The sequence below is a fragment of the Cronobacter sp. 153480017-3 genome (assembly GCF_053627815.1).
The window spans coordinates 72188-98608 of sequence record NZ_JBSEYN010000003.1 but is presented as its reverse complement, the minus strand read 5'-3'; the positions used below and the strand labels follow the sequence as shown (position 1 = coordinate 98608).

Annotated in this window: 26 protein-coding genes and 5 tRNA genes; 17 read left to right on the top strand and 14 right to left on the bottom strand. The window is 56.6% G+C overall.

All coding sequences use genetic code 11. From position 1 onward, the window contains the following. Positions 1-26 precede the first annotated feature (26 nt). From csrA to ACUW6V_RS08270, 12 genes are all read left to right on the top strand, one after another. The gene (gene csrA / locus ACUW6V_RS08325) at positions 27-212 is read left to right on the top strand and encodes a carbon storage regulator CsrA (protein WP_000906486.1); all 186 of its coding nucleotides are present in this window, start codon (positions 27-29) and stop codon (positions 210-212) included. Between the two features lie 310 nt (positions 213-522). Then, positions 523-615: transfer RNA gene (locus ACUW6V_RS08320), tRNA-Ser, on the top strand. A gap of 4 nt (positions 616-619) precedes the next feature. Then, positions 620-696, top strand: a tRNA-Arg gene (locus tag ACUW6V_RS08315). A 62-nt stretch (positions 697-758) separates the two neighbouring features. Beyond that, positions 759-835: transfer RNA gene (locus ACUW6V_RS08310), tRNA-Arg, on the top strand. 58 nt (positions 836-893) lie between these two features. Then, positions 894-970 (top strand) — tRNA-Arg (locus tag ACUW6V_RS08305). A gap of 58 nt (positions 971-1028) precedes the next feature. Beyond that, a tRNA-Arg gene (locus tag ACUW6V_RS08300) sits at positions 1029-1105 on the top strand. A 44-nt stretch (positions 1106-1149) separates the two neighbouring features. Continuing rightward, entirely contained in the window at positions 1150-1452 is a 303-nt protein-coding gene (locus tag ACUW6V_RS08295; protein WP_015386404.1) for a hypothetical protein, read from the top strand. 118 nt (positions 1453-1570) lie between these two features. After that, complete coding sequence (yqaB, locus tag ACUW6V_RS08290) at positions 1571-2137, top strand: fructose-1-phosphate/6-phosphogluconate phosphatase (RefSeq protein WP_004386439.1); 567 nt, start codon at positions 1571-1573, stop codon at positions 2135-2137. Further along, entirely contained in the window at positions 2134-2562 is a 429-nt protein-coding gene (locus tag ACUW6V_RS08285) for a YqaA family protein (RefSeq protein ID WP_007777638.1), read from the top strand. Before yqaB ends, ACUW6V_RS08285 begins: the two co-directional genes overlap by 4 nt. 92 nt (positions 2563-2654) lie before the next feature. Next, positions 2655-4211, top strand: coding sequence for a glutamate--cysteine ligase (gene gshA, locus ACUW6V_RS08280; protein ID WP_004386441.1), 1557 nt, complete (start codon positions 2655-2657; stop codon positions 4209-4211). 152 nt (positions 4212-4363) lie between these two features. Next, positions 4364-4879 carry an S-ribosylhomocysteine lyase gene (gene luxS, locus ACUW6V_RS08275; RefSeq protein ID WP_004386442.1) on the top strand — a complete coding sequence of 172 codons (516 nt, stop codon included), beginning with the start codon at positions 4364-4366 and terminating at the stop codon, positions 4877-4879. Between the two features lie 350 nt (positions 4880-5229). Further along, positions 5230-7839: a bifunctional diguanylate cyclase/phosphodiesterase gene (locus tag ACUW6V_RS08270; protein WP_007850439.1), complete on the top strand. Its 2610-nt coding sequence runs from the start codon at positions 5230-5232 to the stop codon at positions 7837-7839. A 49-nt stretch (positions 7840-7888) separates the two neighbouring features. On the opposite strand, the gene emrB is transcribed toward ACUW6V_RS08270, so the two are convergent. The 12 genes from emrB to ACUW6V_RS08210 form a co-directional block, all read right to left on the bottom strand. Beyond that, positions 7889-9427: a multidrug efflux MFS transporter permease subunit EmrB gene (gene emrB, locus ACUW6V_RS08265; protein ID WP_004386444.1), complete on the bottom strand. Its 1539-nt coding sequence runs from the start codon at positions 9425-9427 to the stop codon at positions 7889-7891. A 14-nt stretch (positions 9428-9441) separates the two neighbouring features. Then, entirely contained in the window at positions 9442-10617 is a 1176-nt protein-coding gene (gene emrA, locus ACUW6V_RS08260) for a multidrug efflux MFS transporter periplasmic adaptor subunit EmrA (RefSeq protein ID WP_004386445.1), read from the bottom strand. A 139-nt stretch (positions 10618-10756) separates the two neighbouring features. Then, positions 10757-11287 carry a transcriptional repressor MprA gene (mprA, locus tag ACUW6V_RS08255; protein WP_004386446.1) on the bottom strand — a complete coding sequence of 177 codons (531 nt, stop codon included), beginning with the start codon at positions 11285-11287 and terminating at the stop codon, positions 10757-10759. A gap of 537 nt (positions 11288-11824) precedes the next feature. Then, a complete protein-coding gene (locus tag ACUW6V_RS08250) occupies positions 11825-13009 on the bottom strand; it encodes an MFS transporter (RefSeq protein WP_004386448.1) in 1185 nt (394 codons plus the stop codon). A gap of 481 nt (positions 13010-13490) precedes the next feature. After that, positions 13491-14486 (bottom strand): glycine betaine/L-proline ABC transporter substrate-binding protein ProX, encoded by a 996-nt coding sequence (gene proX, locus ACUW6V_RS08245; protein ID WP_007894633.1) that lies wholly within the window; start codon positions 14484-14486, stop codon positions 13491-13493. Between the two features lie 54 nt (positions 14487-14540). After that, on the bottom strand, positions 14541-15617 hold the full coding sequence (gene proW, locus ACUW6V_RS08240) for a glycine betaine/L-proline ABC transporter permease ProW (RefSeq protein WP_454038236.1): 1077 nt from the start codon (positions 15615-15617) through the stop codon (positions 14541-14543). Next, positions 15610-16812 (bottom strand): glycine betaine/L-proline ABC transporter ATP-binding protein ProV, encoded by a 1203-nt coding sequence (gene proV / locus ACUW6V_RS08235; protein WP_032987821.1) that lies wholly within the window; start codon positions 16810-16812, stop codon positions 15610-15612. The genes proW and proV overlap by 8 nt, the downstream gene beginning before the upstream one ends. A gap of 354 nt (positions 16813-17166) precedes the next feature. Further along, complete coding sequence (gene nrdF / locus ACUW6V_RS08230; protein WP_029463830.1) at positions 17167-18126, bottom strand: class 1b ribonucleoside-diphosphate reductase subunit beta; 960 nt, start codon at positions 18124-18126, stop codon at positions 17167-17169. Positions 18127-18138: 12 nt separating this feature from the next. After that, positions 18139-20259, bottom strand: a complete 2121-nt coding sequence (gene nrdE, locus ACUW6V_RS08225; RefSeq protein WP_454038340.1) for a class 1b ribonucleoside-diphosphate reductase subunit alpha — start codon at positions 20257-20259, stop codon at positions 18139-18141. Between the two features lie 11 nt (positions 20260-20270). Further along, the gene (gene nrdI, locus ACUW6V_RS08220; protein WP_004386454.1) at positions 20271-20672 is read right to left on the bottom strand and encodes a class Ib ribonucleoside-diphosphate reductase assembly flavoprotein NrdI; all 402 of its coding nucleotides are present in this window, start codon (positions 20670-20672) and stop codon (positions 20271-20273) included. Next, entirely contained in the window at positions 20669-20914 is a 246-nt protein-coding gene (gene nrdH, locus ACUW6V_RS08215) for a glutaredoxin-like protein NrdH (protein ID WP_004386455.1), read from the bottom strand. The genes nrdI and nrdH overlap by 4 nt, the downstream gene beginning before the upstream one ends. 292 nt (positions 20915-21206) lie before the next feature. Further along, a complete protein-coding gene (locus tag ACUW6V_RS08210) occupies positions 21207-21533 on the bottom strand; it encodes a DUF883 family protein (RefSeq protein ID WP_004386456.1) in 327 nt (108 codons plus the stop codon). A 160-nt stretch (positions 21534-21693) separates the two neighbouring features. On the opposite strand from ACUW6V_RS08210, the gene ACUW6V_RS08205 reads away from it, so the two are divergent. Then, positions 21694-22038, top strand: a complete 345-nt coding sequence (locus tag ACUW6V_RS08205; RefSeq protein ID WP_004386457.1) for a DUF2002 family protein — start codon at positions 21694-21696, stop codon at positions 22036-22038. Positions 22039-22049: 11 nt separating this feature from the next. Here the strand turns inward: ACUW6V_RS08205 and ACUW6V_RS08200 are convergent, their stop codons facing one another. Then, entirely contained in the window at positions 22050-22505 is a 456-nt protein-coding gene (locus tag ACUW6V_RS08200) for an L-alanine exporter AlaE (RefSeq protein ID WP_097569692.1), read from the bottom strand. Positions 22506-22597: 92 nt separating this feature from the next. On the opposite strand from ACUW6V_RS08200, the gene ACUW6V_RS08195 reads away from it, so the two are divergent. Continuing rightward, entirely contained in the window at positions 22598-22870 is a 273-nt protein-coding gene (locus ACUW6V_RS08195) for a hypothetical protein (protein WP_158684988.1), read from the top strand. Positions 22871-23017: 147 nt separating this feature from the next. Next, positions 23018-23326 (top strand): hypothetical protein, encoded by a 309-nt coding sequence (locus ACUW6V_RS08190; RefSeq protein ID WP_454038235.1) that lies wholly within the window; start codon positions 23018-23020, stop codon positions 23324-23326. Between the two features lie 221 nt (positions 23327-23547). Here the strand turns inward: ACUW6V_RS08190 and ACUW6V_RS08185 are convergent, their stop codons facing one another. Continuing rightward, the gene (locus ACUW6V_RS08185) at positions 23548-23727 is read right to left on the bottom strand and encodes a hypothetical protein (protein ID WP_004386460.1); all 180 of its coding nucleotides are present in this window, start codon (positions 23725-23727) and stop codon (positions 23548-23550) included. Between the two features lie 225 nt (positions 23728-23952). Between ACUW6V_RS08185 and ACUW6V_RS08180 the strand changes: the two genes are divergently transcribed. Further along, positions 23953-24111, top strand: coding sequence for a YqaE/Pmp3 family membrane protein (locus tag ACUW6V_RS08180; RefSeq protein ID WP_004386461.1), 159 nt, complete (start codon positions 23953-23955; stop codon positions 24109-24111). Between the two features lie 342 nt (positions 24112-24453). Then, positions 24454-26331 carry a methyl-accepting chemotaxis protein gene (locus ACUW6V_RS08175; RefSeq protein ID WP_032987812.1) on the top strand — a complete coding sequence of 626 codons (1878 nt, stop codon included), beginning with the start codon at positions 24454-24456 and terminating at the stop codon, positions 26329-26331. The last annotated feature ends 90 nt before the right edge of the window (positions 26332-26421 follow it).

Sequence of the window (26421 nt, the reverse complement as noted above, 5' to 3'; positions counted from 1 at the left end):
TCTTTTAATCTTTCAAGGAGCAAAGAATGCTGATTCTGACTCGTCGAGTTGGTGAAACCCTCATGATTGGGGATGAGGTGACCGTGACAGTTCTTGGGGTAAAAGGCAACCAGGTACGTATTGGCGTTAACGCCCCCAAAGAGGTATCTGTACACCGTGAAGAGATCTACCAGCGTATCCAGGCTGAAAAATCGCAACAGTCCAGTTACTGAGTTGTCGCGTCTCGCTCATACCGGCGAGGCGCATCCCCCTTTTGGTTTCTTCCTCGCTTCTTCCTGTTTCTCCGTCTTCTGACGCGCTTTTCCGTTTCCCTTTTCCTCATTTGATACGCCCCTGTTGCAGCGCATTTGCGTTGATAAAACAGCCTTTTTGTTGGCAAAGCAGGCGGATTGGGCGGTAATTGTGCAAACGATACAGAGTCGGGAAAAATTGTTTGACTTATAAGTCCCAGAAAGTAATATGTGCGCCACGCAGCGACGATGAGACGAAACAAGCTCTTCGAAGCACTCGTAAGAGGCGTGTGGTGAGGTGGCCGAGAGGCTGAAGGCGCTCCCCTGCTAAGGGAGTATGCGGTCAAAAGCTGCATCGGGGGTTCGAATCCCCCCCTCACCGCCATTTTGCATCCGTAGCTCAGCTGGATAGAGTACTCGGCTACGAACCGAGCGGTCGGAGGTTCGAATCCTCCCGGATGCACCATCTCTTACTTAGTATGGCTTTCGTAGCGATACTAATATCAGCAGTAAAGCAGTATTCCCGATGCATCCGTAGCTCAGCTGGATAGAGTACTCGGCTACGAACCGAGCGGTCGGAGGTTCGAATCCTCCCGGATGCACCATTATTCTCCACGTTATCAGCGATGATGACGTGAACCGCAGTAAAGCAGTATCCACAATGCATCCGTAGCTCAGCTGGATAGAGTACTCGGCTACGAACCGAGCGGTCGGAGGTTCGAATCCTCCCGGATGCACCATATTTCTCCACGTTATCAGCGATGATGACGAGAACCGCAGTAAAGCAATATCCCCGATGCATCCGTAGCTCAGCTGGATAGAGTACTCGGCTACGAACCGAGCGGTCGGAGGTTCGAATCCTCCCGGATGCACCATATTTCTCCACGGTATCAGTAATGATGACGTGACCTGGTAAGCGATGATTATCGCGAATTCCAGGGAGGATAACGCTGCCTTAGCAGCGGCCCTTAAGGGTGAGGCGAAGCCGAATAATCCTCCCGGATGCACCATCTTCCTGCACAGTATCAGTAATGATGACGTGACCTGGTATGCGATGATTATCGCGAATTCCAGGGAGGATAACGCTGCTTTAGCAGCGGCCAGTCAGGGTGAGGCGAAGCCGAATAATCCTCCCGGATGCACCATTTCCTCACCTGAATATACCCTTGCTCTGCCAAAGATATTTCGCAACGCCTCCTTTCCCTTTTTATACTTTCCCTGAAATCACTTTTACCAGCTTGATTCCTTAAGCCATCGCCACCGCCCGCAAGCCTTAACAGCGACAACATTAACGGTTTAGGCTAAAGTAACATTCCTGGCGGTCAGGTGATGAGGACATGATGTACGAGCGTTACGACGGGCTGATTTTTGACATGGATGGCACCATCCTCGATACCGAGCCGACGCACCGGAAAGCCTGGCGCGACGTTCTTGGCCGCTACGGCATGCAGTTTGACGAGCAGGCGATGGTCGCGCTGAACGGTTCGCCCACCTGGCGTATCGCCCAGGCGGTCATTGAACTGAATCAGGCCGATCTCTGCCCGCATGCGCTGGCGCGTGAAAAAACGGCGGCAGTGCAGGCGATGCTGCTGGATACGGTGCGTCCGCTGCCGCTCATTGATGTCGTCAAAGCGTGGCACGGCCGTCGTCCTATGGCTGTCGGCACCGGCAGCGAAAGCGCGATGGCGGAAGCGCTGCTGGCGCATCTTGGCCTTCGTCACTATTTCACCGCGGTGGTTGCCGCCGATCATGTACAGCATCACAAACCCGCTCCCGATACGTTCCTGCGCTGTGCCACGCTCATGGGCGTCGCGCCTGAGAAATGCGTCGTGTTTGAAGACGCGGATTTCGGTCTCGAAGCGGCGCGTCTCGCGGGAATGGATGCCGTGGACGTGCGTTTGCTGTGAGCGACGCGCTGTCGCTCCTCTCGCTCTTCACCAGCAGTTTTCTGAGCGCCACGCTGCTGCCGGGCAGTTCCGAAGCGGTACTGGTGGCGCTGTTGGTTAGCGTAAAAACCGCCCCCTGGCTTTTGGTATTAACCGCAACAATAGGTAATAGCCTTGGGGGGTTAACTAACGTTATTCTTGGGCGGCTGTTTCCGCTGCGCGAGTCGTCGCGCTGGCAGGAGCGCGCGCAGGGCTGGCTGCAACGATTCGGCGCGCCGGCGCTGCTGTTAAGCTGGCTGCCTTTAGTCGGTGATTTATTATGCCTGCTGGCAGGGTGGCTGCGTCTTCCCTGGGGGCCGGTGATTTTTTTTCTGTGCCTTGGCAAGGCGCTGCGCTACATCATCATTGCGGCAGCGACTTTACAGGGTATGACGTGGTGGCACTAATTGGATTGTTTGAGCGACCTTTCATCGTCAACCTTTACCATTACAATTATGCTTAATAAAAATATTTTCGACACGACAGGCGGGAGGTCAATTTGATCCCGGACGTATCACAGGCGCTGGCCTGGCTAACCGAGCATCCTGAGGCATTGAAAGGCATTCGCCGTGGGCTTGAGCGCGAAACACTGCGCGTCACGCCTGAAGGCGAGCTGGCGACCACGGGGCATCCGGAAAGCCTGGGCGCCGCGTTAACCCATAAGTGGATCACGACGGACTTTGCCGAAGCCCTTCTGGAATTTATCACGCCGGTAGATGGCGATATCGATCACATGCTGACGGTTATGCGCGATATCCATCGCCACACCGCCAGAGCGCTCGGCGACGAGCGCATGTGGCCGCTCAGCATGCCCTGCTATATCAAAGAGGGGCAGGACATTGAGCTCGCGCAATATGGCACTTCAAATATCGGGCGTTTTAAAACGCTCTATCGCTCAGGGCTGAAAAATCGCTATGGCGCGCTGATGCAGACGATTTCCGGCGTGCACTATAACTTCTCGCTGCCGCTGGCGTTCTGGCAGGCGAAGTGTCAGGTGGACGATGCCGAAAGCGGTAAAGAGGCGATTTCAGCGGGCTATTTCCGTCTGATCCGCAACTACTACCGTTTTGGCTGGGTGATCCCGTACCTGTTTGGCGCATCACCGGCGATCTGTTCGTCTTTCCTGCAGGGCAAGCCGACCAAACTGCCGTTTGAGAAAACCGACTGCGGCATGTATTACCTGCCTTACGCGACCTCACTGCGCTTAAGCGATCTGGGCTATACCAATAAATCGCAAAGCAATCTCGGGATTACGTTTAACGATCTGCACGGTTATGTGGCAGGATTGAAGCGCGCGATTAAAACCCCGTCGGAAGAGTATGCGAAGCTGGGGCTGAAGAAAGACGGCGAATATCTGCAAATCAACACCAACATTTTGCAGATTGAAAATGAACTCTATGCGCCGATCCGTCCGAAGCGCGTCACGCGCGATGGCGAATCGCCGTCCGATGCGTTGCTGCGTGGCGGTATTGAATATATCGAAGTGCGTTCGCTCGATATCAACCCGTTCTCGCCGATTGGCGTTGATGAAAATCAGGTGCGTTTCCTCGATCTCTTTATGGTCTGGTGCGCGCTGGCGGATGCGCCGGAGATGAGCAGCGATGAGCTGTTGTGTACCCGCACCAACTGGAACCGCGTGATTCTGGAAGGCCGCAAGCCGGGGCTGACGCTTGGCATCGGCTGCGAAACGGCGCAGTTCCCGCTGGAGAAAGTGGGCAAAGATCTGTTCCGCGATTTACGTCGCGTGGCGCAAACGCTCGACGGCATTCACGGCGGCCAGGAGTACCAGCAGGTCTGTGACCGACTGGTGGCCTGCTTTGACGATCCCGAGCTCACTTACTCGGCGCAGATTTTGCGTTCGATGATTGAAAACGGGATTGGCGGCACCGGACGGATGCTGGCGGATCGCTACCGCACCATGCTGCGTGAAGAGCCGTTGCAGGCGTTGCATGAAGAAGATTTTCGTCAGGAGCAGGCGGCGTCGCTGGCGCGCCAGCGTGAGATTGAGGCCGCGGATACCGAACCGTTTGATGAATGGCTGGCGAAGCAGGCGTAACACAAAAGAAAAAGGCCACATCGCTGTGGCCAAATTGTCATCTCTGAACTCAGTGATGATGATAACAAATGCGCGTCTTTCATAGATTCAGACCGGGCCCGCGAACATAAGTTCAGTTAAATTTAAAAAAATCACTACTCGGAGGTGATCAGATGCCATTGCTTGATAGCTTCACTGTCGACCATACCCGTATGGAAGCGCCTGCGGTACGTGTGGCGAAGACCATGAACACGCCGCACGGCGATACCATCACCGTGTTCGACCTGCGTTTTTGCGTGCCGAACAAAGAAGTGATGCCGGAAAAAGGCATTCACACGCTGGAGCACCTGTTTGCCGGTTTCATGCGCGATCATCTGAACGGCAACGGTGTGGAGATCATCGATATCTCCCCGATGGGCTGCCGCACCGGTTTCTATATGAGCCTCATCGGCCAGCCTGACGAGCAGCGCGTGGCTGACGCCTGGAAAGCGGCGATGCAGGACGTGTTGAAAGTCAAAGAGCAGAATCAGATCCCTGAGCTGAACGTCTACCAGTGCGGCACTTATGAGATGCACTCGCTGGAAGAGGCCCAGGAAATCGCCCGCCACATTATCGAACGCGGCGTAGGCGTTAACAGCAATGATGCGCTGGCGCTGCCGAAAGAAAAATTACAGGAACTGCACCTGTAAGCCGTCAAAATAAATAATGAAAAGGGAGCCTTAATGGCTCCTTTTTTATTATATGATTGCCGTAACGGTTATATTTACGCGCCACCTGGCGCCATCCGGGCGACTTAAAACAAATTTTTTGTAAGCCTTAAAATATCGCCGTGAAATAACCTATTGGTTTAAATCATTAACCCCTTAACGAATAGCCTGAGCAGCGTTGCAGATGCGTGGCGGGCCGCGTCCGGTCTTGCATATCGTCAGCGTCATGCGTTCAGGGGTAACACCGTGAATAATAATGATATCGCGCGCTGCGCAGATCTTTTCACGGACGTCATACTATTATCAAGGCTATTGCAGACTGGGAACGAGGAATGAGGGGTTTATTCAGACGCGGCGTTTCTGACTTATCCGGTAACGAGACGGGAAATACCACCCGGTTTATCCGGCGAACATTACTTTTTATGGGCGCTCTGTTAGGGCTGTTTTTCCTGATAGCGATGCTTTCTCTTCTGCACATTGCGAATACTATCAACGAGCGCGCGGATGCACAAAGCCGCCATCTGTTATTAAAAGCCCTGCAAAATCGCCAGGATACGATAAAAACCACGCTTAATGACTACTCTGACTGGGGCGAGGCTTACCTGAATTTGCATCAGGCGGTCAACGTGACCTGGGCGTGGGACCGCGGAAATCTGGGCGCGTCGCTCTATGAGATGTTCGGCTATGACGGCGTTTTTGTCGTTGATGGCAGCAATGCGACCCGCTACAGCGTTGTGAACGGCAAACTCAGTCACCAGAAAGTGGAGCACTGGACAGGCGCGCCGGTGTTGAACAGTCTGCGCACCGCGCTTGACGCCTCCGATGGGGCTTGTGTCATCACGCCGATGGAATACCACGGCCAGCCTGCGCTGGTGGGGGCCGCCTGGATACGCAGCGGCGGGGACAAAAATGTTGCCGCTGAACCCGGCACGCCGTCGCTGCTGGTTTTTATCGATGTGCTGAGTGGCGCGGAGCTCGCGCAGATGGGCCACGAATATGGCATTGAGGATCTGCATGTGCGTAAACCCGGCGACGCATCGCCTGGCTACCGTGAGGTGACGCTGAGCCTGCCGCTTGGCAACGGCCACGTCACGATGGTCTGGCGCAGCGAAGATCCCGGCCACAACCTGATTGTCGTTATCCTGCCGCTGCTGATTTTCCTGATGTGTTTTACGGGGCTGGTCGCAGGTATTTCCATGCGTAACGCGCTCAATAAAGCGCGGCTCAATGATGAAAACGCCTTTTTGCTGGAGCAGAACCGGCTCGCGCTGGCTGCCAGCGAACGGCGTTTTCGTGATGTCGCGGAAGCGACCACCGACTGGATCTGGGAAACGGACGACGAGCTGCGCTTCACCTGGCTTTCCGAGCGTTTTCCGGTCATTACCGGCTATCGCATCGCCGACTGGTTAGGGCGGCGCGTCACCGAGTTTATTCAGGAGGACAGGGCGACGCTGGAAGCGTGGCTCCATCAGCCGGGGCACGGCGGACACCGCAACATGACCCACTGCCGCTATCTGTCCGCGCAGGGACATCAGCGCTACTGCAATCTGGTGGCGAAGCCCATCGCCACACCGGAGGGCGGGCTAAGCTTTCGCGGCACCGCGACCGACGTCACGCTTGAAGTCGAAGCGCAGGCGCGCGTGCAGTATCTCTCGCTGCATGATGAACTGACCGGCCTGCCTAACCGGGTGCGCATGAAAGAGTTTTTGGAAGGCAAACTTCAGTCGCGCCCGACGCGCGAGCATCCGCTGGCGATGATTAGCCTCGATCTCGATAAGTTTAAACCGGTTAACGATCTCTTTGGCCACGGCGTCGGCGACGAACTGCTGCATCAGGTTTCCGAGCGCCTGCGCGCCTGCCTGCGCGATTTCGATCTGGTGGCGCGCCAGGGCGGCGATGAATTTATCCTGATTATCCCGGATATCGAACGCAAGGAAGCGCTGGAGCAGCTCTGCGCGCGCATTCTCGCCGAGCTCAACCGGCCCTTCAGCGTGCAGGATCATGAGATCCTCATCGGTGCCAGTATGGGGATCGCGCTCGCGCCGCAGGACGCGGTAAACGCGACCGATCTGCTGCGCTTCTCGGACATCGCGCTCTATAAAGCGAAAAGCCGCGGGCGCAACGGCTGGGTATTTTATAACGCCGATATGGCCGAACAGATTGTCCAGCGCCGCGAAATGGAGAACAGCCTGCGTGAAGCTATCCGCGAGCAGCAGTTCCGGCTGGTCTATCAGCCGCGCTATGACGTCAACGCTGAAAAGGTGGTGGCGGTTGAAGCGCTGTTACGCTGGCATCACCCGACGCTCGGGCTGCTGATGCCGGATCAGTTCATTCCGCTCGCCGAAGAGACCGGGCTGATTATCGCCATCAGCGACTGGGTGCTGAACGCCGCCTGCCGCGATGCGCAGCGCGATATGCCAGGGCTTTCTGTCTCCGTGAATATTTCGGCGATGGAGTTCCGAACGCCAGGGCTGGTGGAGCGGGTGCAGGAGGTGCTGAACACGACCGGGCTTGCGCCAGAAAGGCTGGAGCTGGAAGTCACGGAAAACGCCACGCTCTCAAACCCTGAGCAGAGCCTTGCGCTGATGAATGGCCTCAAAGCGCTCGGCGTGCGGCTGCTTATCGATGATTTCGGCACGGGCTATTCGTCGTTGAGCTACCTGCGCACGTTCCCGTTCGATGGCATTAAGCTTGATAAATCCTTTGTGGCGGGCATGCCGCACTCGGATAACGCCAACAGCATCGTGGAGAATATCATCGGGCTTGGCAAAGCGTTCTCACTCAGCATCACCGCGGAAGGCGTGGAGACGCCGGAGCAGCTGGCGCAGCTTAAAATGTATCAATGCGATGAAACCCAGGGATATCTGATGTGTCGGCCACTGCCGCTGGAGCGTCTCATCGCGCAATTGCGTAAGCAGGGCATGCCCCCCGCGAAGGAATAATCCGCATCAATAAAAAAGGCCCGCCAGTGCGGGCCTTTTTACAGAACCATCAGTGAGCGCCACCGCCGCCGCCGCCCGCGCCGAAAGGCGGTCTCGCGAACCAGATAAGCCCGAGCAGGACGAGGAACACGCCCGCAGACGCCCAGAAAATCTCATTGGCGGAGATAATCAGCCCCTGGTTGGTAATCTGCTGCGCAATATACCCGGACGCCTGCTGCTGCGTCATTCCCATGCCCTGGAGCTGGTTATACATCTCCTGCGCGTTGGGGTTAAACGGCGTGACCGACTCGGTCAGCTGCGCGTGGTGCATCGATTCCCGGTTGGTCCACAGCGTCGTGGTTATCGAGGTGCCGATGGAACCCGCGAGCGTCCTTAAGAAGTTCGACAGGCTCGACGCCGCCGCCAGCCGCTCCGGCGGCAGGCCGGAGAGGGTAATAGTAGTGAGCGGCATAAAGAAGCACGCCACCGCGAAGCCCTGAATAAACTGCGGCCATGCCGACGCCCCGAAATCCATTCCCGGCTCGAAGGTATACGCGCGCCAGTAGAAGCACACCGCGTACATAATAAAGCTGAATGTCACCAGGCGGCGCATATCCAGCCGGTGCGCAAAGCGCCCGATAATCGGCGAGAGAATCACCGGGATTATCCCGACCGGTGCCGACGCCAGCCCCGCCCAGGTCGCGGTATAGCCGTAGACCTCCTGCAACAACTGCGGCAGCAACACAATCGAGCCGAAGTAGAGCATATAGGCAAGACTGATACTCAGGCAGCCGATGGTAAAGTTGCGCGATTTAAACAGCGAGAGATCGACAATCGGATGTTCGTCGGTCAGCTCCCAGACAATCAGGAAACTCAGCGCCACTACCGCCACAACGGTCAACACGATGATTTCGGTTGAGTTAAACCAGTCCAGCTCTTTACCCTGGTCGAGCATCACCTGCAGACAACCGATACCAATCACCAGCAGCCCCAGCCCCACGGCGTCGATGCGCCGCTGCTCGGTGCGGGTTTCACGCCCGCGCAGCGATTGCAGCGTCATCAATACCACGACGATGCCGATCGGCACGTTGATAAAGAAGATCCAGCCCCAGTGGTAGTTATCGCTGATCCAGCCACCGAGAATGGGCCCGCAGATGGGGGCGACAATCACCGTCATCGACCACAGCGCCAGCGCGACAGAACGTTTGGCGGGCGGATAGTTGCTCAGCAGCAGACTCTGAGAGAGCGGGATCAGCGGCCCGGCCACGATCCCCTGAATCACGCGGAAGAAAATCAGCATGTTCAGACTGTTTGAGACGCCACAGGCCCAGGAGGCAATCGCGAACGCGATAGTCGACCAGACGAACAGCTTCACCTCGCCGACGCGCTTCGCAAGCCAGCCGGTCAAGGGAATCGAGATGGCGTTTGCCACCCCGAAGGAGGTTATGACCCAGGTGCCCTGGCTTAACGAGGCACCGAGGTTACCGGCGATCGTCGGGATCGCCACGTTCGCGATGGTGGAGTCCAGCACCTGCATGAAGGTGGCAAGCGAAAGGGCGATGGTCATGACGACCAGTTGCGCCCCTTCAAGCGGTTTACGTTGCTGCATACAACCTCCGCCGGTTAACCCGCGTTCGCCTGCACGATATCGTTAATCAGCTTGTTCACCGGCTCCAGCGCGATTTCGCGCGCGTTGCTCTGGTACGCAGGCTCAGAGCGCGTCTGGGTCGCGAGGACGCCGCCGTCGCGATTGGTGGTATCGACTTTCACCAGCGTGGACAGGCCGATGCGCAGCGGATGCTGCTCCAGCTGTTTCGCGTCCAGCTCGATACGTACCGGCAGACGCTGAACCACTTTGATCCAGTTACCGGTGGCGTTCTGCGCAGGCAGCAGGGAGAAGGCGCTGCCGGTGCCCATATCGAGGCCGACCACTTTACCGGTGTACTCCACGTCATCGCCGTAGATATCGCTCACCACGGTAGCCGGCTGGCCGATGCGCATATGCGCCAGCTGGGTTTCTTTAAAGTTCGCGTCCACCCACAGACCGCTCGACGGAACGATGGCCATCAGCGGCGTCGTCGGGCTAATCTGCGCGCCGACCTGAACAGAGCGGCGCGACACATAACCGGTCATCGGGCTGACGATTTTGGTACGCTCAAGCGCAAGCCAGGCGTTGCGCACTTCGGTGGCGGCCTGTTGCACCGCAGGCTGGTCTTCAAGCTTCGTGCCGAGGATCATCGCCTGGTTGGCGTTGTACTGCTGGATGGCGACATCCAGCTGCGCCTGGGCGCTGGCGACCGCATCGCGGGCATGCTGCAGTTCTTCACGGCCAATTAAATTCGCGCTGCCGAGCGGCACGCGGCGGTTTAAGTCGCTCTGCGCCTGCGCCAGTGCGGTTTTCTTAACCTCAATATTCGCGGCGTACTGCTTGCTGTTAATCATCAGCTGTCGGGTCTGACGTACGCTTGAGGCCAGTTCCGTTTTCGCTTTCTCAAACGCCTGCTGGGCGTCGGTCGGGTCGAGCGTCACCAGCACGTCGCCTTTTTTCACAAAGTCGGTGTTCTCCACCCAGACTTTGGTGACGCTGCCGGAGACCTGCGCCATGATTTGTACCTGATTCCCGGCCACGTAGGCGTCATCGGTCTCTTCAAAATGACGCGCCACTAAAAACCAGTAAACGCCATACGCCACGGCAATAACAACAAAGAGCAAGGTTAATAACAGCAGGGCGCCTTTGCGTTTGCCCTTTTTGTTACTGACCGGTTGCTGCGGGGTGGTGTTCTCCGCATTTGCGCTCATGTTTATCTCCACGTTCTTATTGTTGTTGTCGGCGATAGCCGACCTCTGTTGTCAAAAAGGCCAGCATGAAAATGCTGGCCTGTCAGTGTAGCGGTTTCCTTGCAACGGCACGTTTGCGAAACGAGCGCTTATCGGCGCGTTAGCGAACGGCCTCAAGCAGCGTATTGTCCTCTTCCATCTGGTCGAGGCGGTCGAGCAATTTGCGGGTTATCTGCTCAAGCTGCTCTTTTTCCTGGCTGTTTAAAGAGGACCAGAGCAGATGCAGGCAGTGATGCTGCGGCGGCAGAACCTGACGTAAGAATTCCTGACCTTTCTCGGTCAACTGAAGATGCAGGCAGCGGCGATCGTTATCGCTTTCACGACGCTCGATCCAGCCGCGTTTTTCCAGCTCATCGGCAATACGGGTGGCGTTCGTGCGCGACGATCCCAGTGCGCAGCTCAGCTCGCTCGGCTGAATGCTGTGATTCTCCTGAGATTCCAGGGTCAGCAACGCCATAAACAATGTCTCGTTAATCCCCTGAGCCTTCAGCATTTTATTGCGGTTTTCCAGCAGCTTGCCCTGCATGTGCATGCACAGGCGAGTCAGGAGAATTTCCTGATACGGAAAATCCTCATAGCGACTGGCGCGAAATTTAAGCATCTGTTCAATGGGCGTAAACGAACTATCCATTTGGGTATAACCTCATTAATTGCAGCCGATATAATAACGACGGTAACAAATCATGTAAATCTATTATTCAGATGAATCATTAATGGCTACGTTACCGTCATGAGCTTCCGGGCTATTCCATACCCGGAGCGCCCGCCGCCTGCGACCTGGCGGGCAGAATATGAAATCGACGACCCCTGCGCGGTATGCGTATCGGCGAAAAACGGTGCGGGTCGGCGGTCGTTCATATAAGCGACAGAAAAGTAAAAAGTGGATTCGGATGATGTCAAACCAGACGGTAGCGAGCACAAACGCGGGATAACAGCCACGGACAAGCCGCTGAAAAATGATGGCAAAGTTTCGCTTATGCTCCCTGCCAGCGAAAATGCGCGAGGAGGCAGGGAGGGGCTTAAAGGTGTGGGTATATCCATATACGTTTTTGATATATTACCGAAGTTAAAATCACTCGAATAAATAACTCCGCATAACCTTAACAGAGTGTTACCGCCCTTAACACCCTTCGCAGGCATTCAGGACGGCAAAGGTGCGACGCAGACCTCACTCTGTCCCGCTATGACGGTGATAGCCGCACCACCACACTACCAGATTTAGTAGGGCGATAATTGCACCTGCGGCGCAGACACCGTTCCATCCTGCGTGTTGCCACGCCGAGGCGGAGATAAGTGAACCCGCCGCGCCGCCAATAAAGTAGCTGGTCATATAACCGGCGGTAAGACGGTTACGGGCGTCCGGGTGGATGCGATAAATCACGCTCTGGTTGGTGATATGTACGCCCTGTACCGTAAGATCGAGCACCAGAATGCCGATGATGAGCGCGATAACCGAAAACTGTCCGAACGCCACGGCAATCCACGACAGCAGCAGCAGGACCAGCCCCCAGGTGGTGGTGAGATGCGCCTTGCCTTTATCGACAAAACCGCCTGCCGGACGCGCGCCAAGTGCGCCAGCCGCACCCGCGAGACCGAACAGCCCAATCACGCCGTCTGAGAAATGAAACGGCGCGCCCGCCAGTAAAAACGCCATCGATGTCCAGAGAATGCTGAAGTTGGCGAAGGTGAGGCAGCCCAGCAGCGCGCGGGTGCGCAGCAGTTTATCGCGGGTAAACAGGCGGAAGATGGAGCCGAGCAGTTGCGGATAGTTAAGCGTACTGGTCTGCCTGACGACAGGCAGGCCGCGCCAGAGCGCCAGCGCCATAACAGCCATCAGCACCGTCGCCACCCAGTACACCGTGCGCCAGCCGCCGAGGTTTGCCAGCGCGCCGGAAACGGTACGCGCCAGCAGAATGCCGAGCAGCAGGCCGCTCATGATGGTCCCCACGACCTTACCGCGTTTTTCCGGCGCGGCGAGCGTGGCGGCAAGCGGCACCAGGATTTGCGCCACGACGGAGAACAGGCCGGTCAGCGCGGTGCCCAGAATCATCATCGCGAGCGTATGACTGCTCGCGGTGATAAGCATCCCGGCGGCGGCCAGCAGCGTCATCACCACGATCATGCGGCGGCGTTCAAACATATCGCCGAGCGGCACCAGGAACAGCAGCCCGAAAGCGTAGCCGAGCTGGGCGGCGGTGACGATAAAGCCCGCCTGGTTAGCGGTAATGGCGAACGCATGGGCGATGGTGTCGAGCAGCGGTTGAGCATAGTAGTTGCTCGCGACCACAAGCCCGGTAGCGACGGACATCAGTACCGTCAGCGATGTGCTAAGTCCTTGAGTCTGTTTGGTCATAATGGTTCTGTATTGTTATCCAGAGAGGCGGGAAAACGCTTGCCGAAAGCCATTATGATAACGGAACCGCATCGTAGCGCCAGAATGTTGGGGATTTGTTAAGTGTCGGATTGTGCGTTTTGGGTCGGTGGGTGCGCTGCGCTTACCCACCCTACATTAAAGCAGCGATTCCATTTATAGGGCGGGTAAGCGCAGCGCACCCGCCATTAAAACAAAACACCCACCCGGAAGAAGGGATGTTACCCCCAGGGCGGGTAAGCGCAGCGCACCCGCCGTTAAAACAAGACACCCACTTGGAAGACGCGATGTTACACGTAGGGCGGGTAAGCGCAGCGCACCCGCCGTTAAAACAAGACACCCACCCGGAAGACGCGATATTACCTGTAGGGCGGGTAAGCGAAGCGCACCCGCCGTTAAAAATACACCCGCCATTAAAAAAACACCCGCCGGGTGGCGGGTGTTATCTCTCATCGCAAAGCGCTTACTTCTGCGCGGCCAGCGCTTCCTTGATCCAGCCGTCGAACTGCTGCTGGTGGGCTTTAATCCAGCCATCCACATGGCTTTCGATATCCGCCTCGCTCGCTCTGCCGCTGTGCATCATCGCGTTCTGGGCGTTGATATCGGTAATCGGCAACTTCATTACCGCGAACAGCTTCGCCGCCGCCGGGTTCTTCTCCGCCCAGGCTTTGTTCGCCACAATGTGCATCGTATTCACCGGGAAGCCGAAGTTATTACCGTTTGAAAGTTTAGTGTCGATATCCTTCTGCTCGCCCGGCAGGGACGAAAATGGCACCTGCAGCCACACCACATCTTTACCCGGCTTCAGCACATCGCTCACCCAGTACGGCGTCCAGGTGTAATAGAGCACCGGTTTACCTTCTTTATAACGCGCAATGGTATCGGCCATCATCGCCGCGTAGTTGCCGTGGTTCACGGTCACGGTGTTTTGCAGGCCATACGCCGTGTTCTGATGGTTAATCACCGCCTCGCAGCCCCAGCCAGGCGTACAGCCCATCATGTCCGCTTTGCCGTCGCCGTTGCTGTCGAACAGCTTCGCGAGTTTCGGATCTTTCAGCTGCGCGATATTGGTAATGTGATACTTCTCGGCCGTTTTACGGTCAATCAGATACCCCTGCGCCGCGCCCGTCACATAGGTGCCTTCACGGTAAAACTTCTTGTCGCCGCCTGCGGCCGCGTACATATCGTCATGCAGCGGCTGCCAGTTCACGGCGGTAAAAGTAGCGTCGCCGGAGGCAATCGAGGTGTAGCCGACGTTGTAATCCACTTCGCTGGTTTTATTCACGGTATAGCCGAGCTTCTCCAGCGCGCGGCTCACTAACCGTGTCTGAAAGCTCTCTTCGGAAATTGTGCTCTGCACCGGCTGGACGGTAATGCCTTTGCCGGGCAGGTCGGCGGCAAAGGTGCTGGTGGTAACGAGTGTGGCAAAGGCTGTGGCGAAAAGAACAGAATGTCGCATCGTTATTCCTTTTATTCAGATGAGGGAAAGCGGGCGGCCTGCGCCGCCAGCGCTTTATTTGATGAATGGACGGGTGATAAAACCAAGCGGGCCGCTGGCATACCAGCGACGGTTGCCGCGGCTGCGGGCGTCACGGCCCACGGCCTGCGTCAGCCGGTCGAGAATAATGGCGAGGATAACAATCCCTACGCCGCCGACCGTGGCAAGCCCCATGTCGAGGCGGCCAATACCGCGCAGTACCATCTGGCCCAGCCCGCCGACGGCGATCATCGAGGCGATCACGACCATAGAGAGAGCCAGCATCAGCGTCTGGTTAATTCCCGCCATAATGGTGGGCATGGCCAGCGGCAACTGTACTTTAAACAGCATCTGGCGTGGGCTGGAGCCGAACGAGCGCGCCGCTTCGATAAGATCTTCCGGCACCTGGTTAATCCCGAGGATCGTCAGGCGCACCACCGGCGGCAGGGCGAAGATAATCGTCACCACCACGCCCGGCACGTTGCCGATGCCAAACAGCATCACAATCGGCACCAGATAAACAAACGCGGGCGTCGTCTGCATCGCATCCAGCAGCGGGCGAATAATTTTCGCCGCGCGCGGGCTTCTCGCCAGCCAGATCCCAAGCGGCAGACCAATCACGACGCAGAACAACAGCGCGGTCAGCACCAGCGCCAGCGTCACCATCGCCTGCGACCAGGCGCCGATTGCCCCGATGAGGATCAGCGACACCAGCGTCGCAACACCCATACCCACGCCGGAAATCTGCCAGGCGATCAGCGCGAAAAGGATAATCGCGACAGGCGCGGGCATCCCCAGCAGCAGCTGCTGGAAGGCGTTCAGGATGTAATCCACCGGCACGCGAATGCCCTGGAACAGCGGGCGGAAGTGCGTCACCACCCAGTCGATGCCTTCCGTTACCCAGCGGTCGAGCGGAATCAGCGTGTTATGGAACGGGTCCATAATGTTGAAATGCTCGGGCGCAGGCGCAGGCGCGGGCGCGCTGTTCAGCCAGTCGGTAGAGCCGCTCTCCGGCGCAGGCGTCGGGCTGCCCCAGGCGTCTGCGCTGCTGGCGCTGTTCGCGGCGGCATCCGCGCTGCCGGTATCCCACGGATTTTGCGTCTGGTCAGTCATGGGTGGCCCCCTCGCGATCTAAAGCTTTCAGCAATACCCCTTTTGAGATAACGCCCACATACTGTTGCTCGTCGCCGACGACCGGGACGGCGCACGGCGCGAGCCCAACCGGTGAGAGCAGTTCGCTTAACGGCGTGTCGGCGCTCACCGCCGCGGGCGTCTCCAGCAACGCGCTGTCCAGCCCCTGGCCTGCCGCCAGCGCCGCTTTCAGGGAATCGACAGACACGGTGCCGACAAAGCGGTTGCCGCGCTCGACGACGTAGCCAAATTCACGATCTTCATCCTGCAACAGCTTGATGGCCGAGCGCGGGCCAAAGCCTGGCGTTTTACGCAACAGGCCCGCCGGGCTGCGGCGTGCGATATCTTTCGCGCTAAAGACCTGGCTAATATCGACACCGCGGAAAAACGTGCGCACATAATCGTTCGCCGGATTATTCAAAATTTCATCCGGCGTGCCGACCTGCACCACTTCGCCGTTTTGCATAATCGCGATGCGATCGCCAATTCGCATGGCTTCATCCAGGTCATGGGAAATAAACACGATGGTGCGCTGGTGGCGCGACTGAAGCTTAATTAATTCATCCTGCATTTCGCTGCGAATTAACGGATCGAGCGCCGAGAAGGCTTCATCCATTAACAGGATGTCAGGGTTAATGGCCAGCGCGCGCGCAAGCCCGACGCGCTGGCGCATTCCGCCTGAAAGTTCATCGGGATACGCGTGGGCGTAATTCTCAAGCCCGACCTGGCGCAGAGCGTCAAGCGCTTTTTCCTGACGCTCTTTTTGCGGCACGCCAGCTAATTCCATGCCGAAGGCGGTATTATTTAAAACCGTCATATGCGGCATCAGCGCAAATGACTGGAATACCATCGCTATCTTTTTCTTGCGCACCTCGCGCAGCGCGGCGTCAGATATTCTGGCGATATCCTCGCCGTCAATCAGCACCTGGCCGCGGGTGGGTTCAATCAGGCGATTGAGAAGGCGAACCATAGTGGACTTACCCGAGCCGGATAACCCCATGATCACAAATATCTCGCCTTCTTCAATGGCCAGAGTGGCGTCTTTTACGCCGACAGACAGCCCGGTCTTTTCCAGTATTTCGGCTTTTGAAAGCCCTTGTTCAATATATTTAAAGGCCCGCTGTGGGTGCTCTCCAAATATTTTATATAGATTCTTAATTTCTAATTTAATTGCCATGCAATAGCGTGAGTCCTGTTATATTTTGCCGTTAAGATGATTCCTGCAGGAAATAGTTACCGGGGCATACCCTAGCATACTCAGATTCTGAGACAACCCTCAATTTCCGCAATGTGAGGTGAATTGCGTCGTTGAGTGGCGATTATTTCCCGCTATTGCTGGGCTGAGCGGCAATGAATGAAGTGTGATATTTTTGCGGCCAGGTGTCGAAATGGCGGGTGAATCGGCGTGATTCACCCGTGAGAGTCCGGAAATAGCAGTCAGGAATGTCGCAGAGATATTTTCGTGGATTTTACAATTTTGCAGCAAATAATTCTGCGAAATTTATAGCAATTATTTGCACCTGAGGGCGAATTAAAAATCCCAGTCTTCGTCTTCGGTTTCCACCGCTTTGCCCATGACATAAGACGAGCCGGAGCCGGAGAAAAAGTCGTGGTTTTCATCGGCGCCGGGGGAGAGGGCGGCCAGAATCGACGGGTTCACCTGCGCCATTTCCGGCGGGAACAGCGCCTCGTAACCGAGATTCATCAGCGCTTTGTTGGCGTTGTAACACAAAAACGCGCTGACATCGTCCACCCAGCCGACGTCGCGATACAGCGCCTCGGTGTACGCAAGCTCGTTATCGTAGAGTTCCATCATCAGATCCAGCGCGAAGGTTTTGAGCGATTCGCGGCGCGCGTCGTCCACCTGCGCCAGTGCCTGCTGATATTTGTAGCCGATGTAATACCCATGCACCGCCTCGTCGCGAATGATAAGACGAATCAGATCGGCGGTATTGGTGAGCTTGCCGCGGCTCGACCAGTACATCGGCAGATAAAAGCCGGAGTAGAACAGGAAAGATTCCAGAAATACGCTCGCGATTTTCTTCTTCAGCGGATCGTCATCGCGATAGTGCGCAAGGATAATTTGCGCTTTGCGTTGCAGCGGCGCGTTTTCTTCACTCCAGGCGTAGGCGGCGTCCACGTCCGGCGTCTGGCAGAGCGTGGAGAAAATCGAGCTGTACGAGCGCGCATGTACCGCCTCCATAAAGCTGACGTTTGAGAGCACCGCTTCTTCGTGCGGTGTCAGCGCGTCGGCCATCAGCGCGGGCGCGCCCACCGCGTTCTGAATGGTGTCGAGCAGCGTCAGCCCGGTAAAAACGCGGATGGTCAGCTGCTGCTCGCCGGGCGTTAAGGTCTGCCAGGCCGGAATATCGTTTGAGAGCGGCACTTTTTCCGGCAGCCAGAAGTTGCTGGTGAGCCGGTTCCACACCTCCAGATCTTTCTCGTCCTGAAGTTTATTCCAGTTAATGGCGCTAATACGGCTTAAACGGATCATGGTGTTTCCTCACAGGGCGCAGGAGACGCAGCCCTCAATTTCGGTGCCTTCCAGCGCCAGCTGGCGCAGTCGAATGTAATAGAGCGTCTTGATGCCTTTCTTCCAGGCGTAAATCTGCGCTTTGTTGATATCGCGCGTGGTGGCGGTATCCGGGAAAAAGAGCGTCAGCGACAGCCCCTGATCCACATGGCGCGTCGCCTCGGCATAGGTATCGATGATCTTCTCGGGGCCGATTTCATACGCATCCTGGTAGAGCGACAGATTCTCGTTGGTCATAAACGGCGCGGGGTAATAGACGCGGCCGATTTTGCCTTCCTTGCGGATTTCGATTTTTGAGACGATCGGGTGAATGCTTGACGTCGCATGGTTGATATACGAGATAGAGCCGGTCGGCGGCACCGCCTGGAGATTGCGGTTATACAGCCCGTGGCGCATCACGTCGTCGCGAAGCGCGCGCCACATCTCTGGCGTCGGCAGCGTAATGCCCGCACGCGCGAATAATTCTGCGACCCGCGCGGTGCGCGGCGTCCATGTCTGCGTAAGGTATTTGTCAAAGTACTCGCCGCTCGCGTAGCGCGACGCTTCGAACCCTTCAAACCGCTCGCCGCGCTCGCGCGCCAGTTTCATCGACGTGTTCAGCGCATGCCAGGTGACGGTATAGAAATAGAGATTGGTGAAATCGAGCCCTTCCGGCGAGCCATAAGCGATGCCTTCGCGCGCCAGATAGCCGTGCAGGTTCATCTGCCCAAGCCCGATGGCGTGGGATGCGGCGTTACCCGCTTCAATCGACGGCACGCTGCGGATATGGCTCATGTCTGACACCGCCGTCAGCGCGCGTACCGCCACCTCCACCGTCCGGCCGAAATCGGGCGAATCCATGGTATGCGCGATATTCAGCGAGCCGAGATTGCAGGAGATATCGTGGCCTGTGGTCGCGTAATTAAGGTTTTCATCAAACGTGGAGGCGCTGTTGACCTGCAAAATCTCCGAGCACAGGTTGCTCATGTTAATGCGCCCGGCAATCGGGTTGGCGCGGTTCACCGTATCCTCAAACATGATGTACGGATAGCCGGATTCAAACTGAATTTCCGCCAGGCGCTGGAACAGCTCGCGGGCGCTGATATAGCGCTTGCGGATACGCTCGTCTTCCACCAGTTGTGAATACATCTCGCTGACGCTGACATCGCCGAACGGCTTGCCGTAAATACGCTCCACGTCATAGGGCGAAAACAGCGCCATCTGCGCGTTGGCTTTCGCCAGCTCAAAGGTGATATCGGGGATCACGACACCAAGCGAGAGCGTTTTGATGCGGATTTTCTCATCGGCGTTTTCACGTTTGGTATCGAGAAAACGCAGGATATCCGGGTGATGCGCGCTCAGATAGACCGCACCCGCGCCCTGGCGCGCGCCGAGCTGGTTGGCGTAAGAGAAGGCGTCTTCCAGCATTTTCATCACCGGGATAACGCCGGAGGACTGGTTTTCGATGCGCTTAATCGGCGCGCCCGCTTCCCGCAAATTCGAGAGTGAAAACGCCACGCCGCCGCCGCGTTTGGAGAGCTGGAGCGCGGCGTTTACCGCGCGGCCGATAGACTCCATATTATCTTCAATGCGCAGCAGGAAGCAGGAGACCAGTTCGCCGCGCTGCTTTTTCCCGCAGTTCAGGAATGTGGGCGTGGCGGGCTGGAAGCGGCCGCTTAAGATTTCATCGAGGATCTGGCGCGCCAGCGTTTCATCGCCGCAGGCGAGCGTCAGCGCCACCATGCAGGCGCGATCCGGGAAGTGCTCCAGATAGCGCTTGCCGTCGAAGGTTTTCAGCGTGTAGCTGGTGTAAAACTTCCACGCGCCGAGAAATGTTTTAAAGGTAAAACCGTAGCGCTGTGCCTCATCAAACAGCCCGGCGACGAAACCCGCGTCGTAGCGTTTGAGGACATTCTCATCGTAATAGCCTTCGCTTACGAGATACGCCAGACGCGCGTGGGTGTCGGGAAACGTCACCGAGCGCGGTGCCACATGCGCGGTCATAAACGCCGCCACCGCCTCGCGGTCTTTCTCAAACTGGATGCGTCCGTCGGCGTCGTAAAGGTTGAGCATTGCGTTCAGCGCGTGATAGTCCGGCGGCGTTTGCAGCACGGCATCGCCGGTTAATGTTGTCGTTGCCAAAATTCGCTCACTCCCTTACGCACGTTATCGATATCTTGCCCGGTGCCCATCAGCTCGAAGCGATAGAGAAACGGCACCTGACATTTATGGGCGATAATGTCGCCAGCGCGACAAAACCCTTCGCCGAAATTACGGTTGCCTGCGGCAATCACCCCGCGCAGCAGCGCGCGGTTGTGTTCATCATTAAGAAACCGAATCACCTGGCGCGGTACGGCACCGGCGGTGCCGCCACCGCCGTAGGTTGGCACCACCAGGATGTAAGGCTCGTCTGCCCGTAGCCGCTCGCGGTCTTCCAGCGGAATTCGCGCCGCCGGCAGCCCCAGACGCGCGATAAACCGGTGGGTGTTTTCCGAGCGGCTGGAGAAGTAAATGAGCCTGCTCATGCGTTCGCCGCAAGGGAGTCCGCGCGCAGGCGGTTAATCATGTCCGGGCGAAAACCACTCCAGCTCAGGGAATCGGTCATCACGACCGGTAACTGGCGAAAACCCTGCGCGCGCAGCGTGTCGATGGCTTCCGGCTGCTCGTCGAGATTGATGGTGTCAAACGCGATCCCGCGGCTTTCCAGCGCGCGTTTAGTGGCGTGACACTGGACGCAATCATTTCTTGTGTAAATAGTTATGCGCATGATTCGTATTCTCATCAATAGATTAAGATCCCCACAGCGAGGCAGTGAAGATTGGGGTTGTCTGATAAGAAAGATACTAGATGTAGTTATAATAAGTTTCAACTACGCAATATATAGGGTTTATGGAGAAAGGCGTGTCAACGCCGCGCAGACACAGGCAGGACGCCATTCAGGCAGGACGCCATTCAGGCACAAGAAAGATTTTTTGAGAGGAAGAAGGGCAGAGAAGAGACTTACAAGACGCCGTTCCCCGGCAGCGCCGGGGAAGAGGCATTGAACCGTGCTTCAGAGGTTAGCGGCGGGTAATCAGCAGCGCGCCGAGGAAGATCCCGACCGCTGCGCCAATACCCAGACTGCTCAGCGGGCGCTCGCGCACAAATGTGCTCGCGCAGCTGACCGCGTCACGTGCCGCCTGAGAAACCTGGCTTCTCCCGTGCATACGGGCGCGGGTTTCGCGCAGCAGCGATTCTGCTTTACGGCGCGCCACATCCGCTTCGCCTTTGGCATCGCTGCCCCAGGATTTGAGTACGCCTTCCAGCGTATCGGCAAGGCGGCTAATGTCCTGGTTAATCTCATCCACACCAGCGTTCACGTCACTACGGGTATTTCGGTTAAACATAACGCTCTCCCTTTTGTGTTTACTTAATAACAGTATAGAACAAAATGTGAGCCGTCTCGGCGCGTGGGGCCGTCAGGAGGCGTTTCTGGACTTTTCCGAAAGCCCTGCTATTCCTCCTAATGTAAGGTTTCCCCGCAGCTGAAGCAGATGAGGAAAATTTATGTATTTACGACCCGATGAGGTGGCGCGCGTCCTGGAGAAAGCCGGATTTACCATGGATGTGGTGACGCCAAAAACTTATGGTTATCGTCGCGGCGAGAATTATGTCTATGTGAATCGTGAAGCGCGGATGGGGCGCACGGCGCTGGTTATTCACCCGACGCTCAGAGAGCGCAGCCAGTCGCTGGCGGACCCGGCTTCAGAAATGAAAACCTGCGATCACTACCAGCAGTTTCCGCTGTGGCTTGGCGGGGACGCGCAGGAGCATTACGGCATCCCGCTGGGATTCAGCTCCCGCATGGCGCTGGAGCGTTATTTGAACGGCTTATTTGGCGAACCGCAGTAAACCGTCCCTTCTCAGGCCTGCGCGCTGACCGGCGCAGCGGAGCTTACCCGGAACAGACGGCGGCAATAATCGAGGAAATACCCGTAGGCCGCCCCCATCATCATCGACACCACAATATTGGAGCTTACCGCGGTGATAATCTGCGGGATATCCGCGCCCACAAATAGCAGGATGGCGGCATACACCGGCGACTGAAAGGTAATGTAGGCGATAACATCTGCCAGATTTCTCACCAGGCGGCCCTTACCCATGCGCGCGGCAAGGCGCATCACGGCGTCACGGTAAAGGCCATACGGCCAGGCAATCACCATATTGACCGGGATCGCCACCAGGCGTGACGAGAGCGATTGTTCGAAGCTCATTCCTGAGACGAATATTTCAATCATCATCCCCACGACGGAGCAATACACTACCATGGCAAACGTGTCCGCTACGGCGTGACGCAGGCGAGAATGCGGCGAAAACATCGAATTAAGCTCCTGGCTTATCAACAGGGAAAACGGGAAGGTAAAGGCTATGCTGGCGATATGCCTTGCATTTTGCGTTGATGATAGAGTATATGGCTGGCTTATTGCTTTCAATTAGCGATAAATTTTTATTTATCGCCGCTTTGTCCATAAAATCCTCTGTAAATTCAAAAACGTGCGGCGCTTCGCTATTTTTTCGCGCCCGTTATCATTTTATATTTAGTTTCAATGAGTTATTTTTTCTCTGGCAAACGTATTGCTCCGCCTGCGGCAGAGAATTTTTTGCCAGAGGTTTTTGGGTTTGTCGTGGAGTTTTCCATAGCGTCTGCGTGAAAATGGCAGCTTTTTATGCTGTTCTGGCGTGAAGTGCAGGCAGGTGCCATGGGAGGGATTTATCGGTGCGATGAATATGATTAGCCCGCCGTAAAACAGGTTTAACCTTTATTCAGCCCAACTCTGTGCGTGCTGTCGGATAATGCCCGTCATGCTTTCTACGGGGATTAACTATCATCATGGACGCAATCAGCGACGTGTTATATCAGGTTGAACGGGGCATTATGGCGCTCGTTCGAGAAGGCGATTTGCGCAAAAAATTGCGGCGATTCTGGTTTGAATCGCTTATCGACATATCGCCCGCCGCGCTGCCAGAAGCACTGCAGCGCGAGCTGCATATGCTTCGCGCGCCTTTCAGCGCTGCGCAGGCGCGCCCGGTCGCGCAGTGGAGTGAGAACGAGGTTCAGCAGTGGCTTAAAGCTGTCCTGAGGTTTTATCACAGGCTGAGTGAACAGGCGTTCAGAGAGAATGCGGGGCAGAAGATGTAAGGCGGATGCACTTCGCTTATCCGCCAGACGTAAAACCGAAGGGTGGGTAAGCGAAGCGCACCACCGTGAAACGCCGCTACCGTACTCACAACCGGCGCGGCCGCAGATCAACACACCCCGAAATCGCCGTCTTCTTTATAGAGTAAAACCGTAGGGTGGGTAAGCGAAGCGCACCCACCGTGAAACGCCGCTACCGCACTCACAACCGGCGCGGCCGCAGATCAACACACCCCGAAATCGCCGTCTTCTTTATACAGCGCCACATCGGCGGCTTTCAGCGTGACTTTCTCACCCTGCTCATCATCCGGGCGCACCGCGACAATCTGATCGCCATGCACTTCGATAACTTTCAGTTTCGGGCCGCCCAGACGCGGTTGAACGATATCGCCTGCTGCAAACATCATGACCTCCTTTATTCATAGGGTTTCTGTAACAGTAGCCCACCACCGCGTTCACCGACAACCGCAATCCCGCGCTTTGTTGGCAAAATGTTAATAACTTATCTTCTGTATAGCCGCGTTAGGCCAGGTAAAGTCCTGTATGGCGGGTGGCGCTTTATGTTTCAGCGACTAAACTTAATAAAAATAAGTCACTTACAACACCTGCAAAAAACTACAGGAGTAACTATGGGATTCTGGAGAATCATTTTTACCATCATTCTGCCGCCGCTTGGCGTACTGCTGGGGAAAGGTGTCGGTGGGGCGTTCCTTATTAACATCCTCCTGACGCTGCTGGGCTATTTCCCGGGGCTCATCCACGCCTTCTGGGTGCAAACCAAAAACTAATCCCTCTTTTAAGAAACCCGCTATGGCGGGTTTTTTTATGCATGATTTCTGCCATTTTTGCCCGCCATTTTCCCGTTTCAACCCTACTGCGAAACCGCTCACGATTTAACCGCTGTGTTGTATTTTAATTGCATACAAAACGTGCGGATTTACTCACGCTTAACAATATTTTAGCGAATGAACTGTTTTAATCGAAACTTTTGCCGATAACAGAGGGGCAGAGAGGCGTTTTTCTCTGAGTAACTTGAAAAATAGAGATAAAAAGAGGCCACCATGGGGATCCTGTCAACATTAATCACGGGTCCAGGACGGACATTTTCGGCGCAAAGCCCCCGTAGCGGTGTGTATCGCTGTAATAAATTACCTACATCGTTACGTGACGCGGGCGTGCCGGATAAGCCGGGCATCTTGATGGTATTTGTACCGCCCAACGCGGATTTTCATGCTGTCAGTCAGGTCTGGCAGCGCTTCGCCACGCCGGAACGCACCGTACTGGTGCTTTCCTCCACCGGCACGCTGTGCCAGCAGGATAAAGCGACGGTCTATTGCTCTCTGGAGAGCGACGAGGGGAGCTGGTTGCTGCTGCCCAAAGGGCTGATCGGCCGCCACGAAGTGCATTCTGTCGATCTTCATACCCGCATTCCGGGCGCGGTACAGCGCGTGCAGGCAATTTCACGCGATCTCAGCGCACTCGACGTGAAGATGTCTTTAAGCGCAGACCGCACCTTTGCAATGATCTATTGCGATGGGCTTGCCGCCTCGGAAGGGTTCCTGATGCAGGCCTGGTATAAATCCGGGCGTTTCCCGTGCCTCGCGGTTGGCGGGGCGGCGGGCGGCAAGCTCGATTTCAGCGGCACCTGGATGAGCGTCAATGGCCGGATGATGGATGGGCGCGCGATTGTCATCCTGTGTGAAATGGCACCGGGTAAATCTTTCGCGCCGTTTAAAAGCCAGAACTTCCAGCCGACCGACAAAAGCTGGCTGGTGGCGCAGGCCGATCCGGTCGCGCGTACCGTCACGTCGCTGTTCGACGCAAAGGATCATCAACAGCCCATTACGTCGTATCTGGCAAGCCAGCTCAACTGCAAACCGGATCAGCTGGCGCAGGCGCTGGAGGGGTATACCTTCGCGGTAAAAGTGGGCGATGACTTCTTTATTCGTTCCGTGGCGCAGATAGAATCCTCACAGATCCGTTTTTTCTGCGATCTGGAGTTTGGCGACAGGCTGTATCTGATGAAAGCGACCGATTTTGTCGCGCACACGGAGCACGACTGGCAGGCGTTCACGCGCCGTTACGGTAAACCGTCCGGGATGCTGCTTAACGACTGCGTACTGCGCCGGATGAACAACCTGGCAACGCTGCCGCGCGCCGATTTCTTTCGCAAGATCCCGGCGGCGGGCTTTTCAAGCTTTGGCGAAATTCTTGGGGTGCCTATCAACCAGACGCTCTCCGCGCTGGTGTTTTTCGATAAGCCCAATCAGGCGATGAGCCAGTTCCCGGTGGAATACGCGGCTTACGCGGCACACTACGCGCAACGCACGCTGCGCCGCTGGGAGGCGATGCACCGTATGCAGTCGCAGGTGATTGAGCAGGTCATCAGCTATCAGCAGGAGCTGTCGCCGCTGCTCTCCACGCTGCCGCTGCTGGAGCACGCAACGTCGCAGCAGACCGAAACGCTGGATATCGCGCAGGGGAATATCCGCTCCATGAGCAATGCCGCGCGCGACACCCGTGACGCGCAGGACAGGCTGGAGCAGGGCTTAAGCGATCTGGAGACCATTTCGGCGGGGATCACCAAAATCACCAGCGGGATCCGCTCTATCGCCGATCAGACCAACTTGCTGGCGCTCAACGCCGCGGTGGAAGCCGCGAGAGCTGGGGAATCCGGGCGCGGTTTCGCGGTGGTGGCGGGCGAAGTGCGCCGTCTGGCGCATCTGTCACGCGAGCAGGCGGAGGCAACGGCGCACAGCATCAACGAGTCTGTTGAGACGATAGCGCGTATTCGCCAGGTCACCACAGAAACGGTCAGCGCGACCCAGACTATGGCGGACCGCAGTATCGAAGCCGCGGATCGTATCGCCTCGATGAGCGAGCAGACCAGCGAAGAACGCGAAAACGTCGCCCAGAGCCTGGGCCGCCTGAAAGTTGTCGCGAAAGGGATGGACGCGATGCAGGAGGCGGTCGCGCAGTTGCGCACGTTGCAGGAGCTGGCGAAGTAAATTTAAGTCCGTTCTGAAAAGCGCGGTGTTTATATAAAAGCGGGACGGGATAATACCCTCTCGCTTTTTTTATCGGTTCGCTGACGGGCG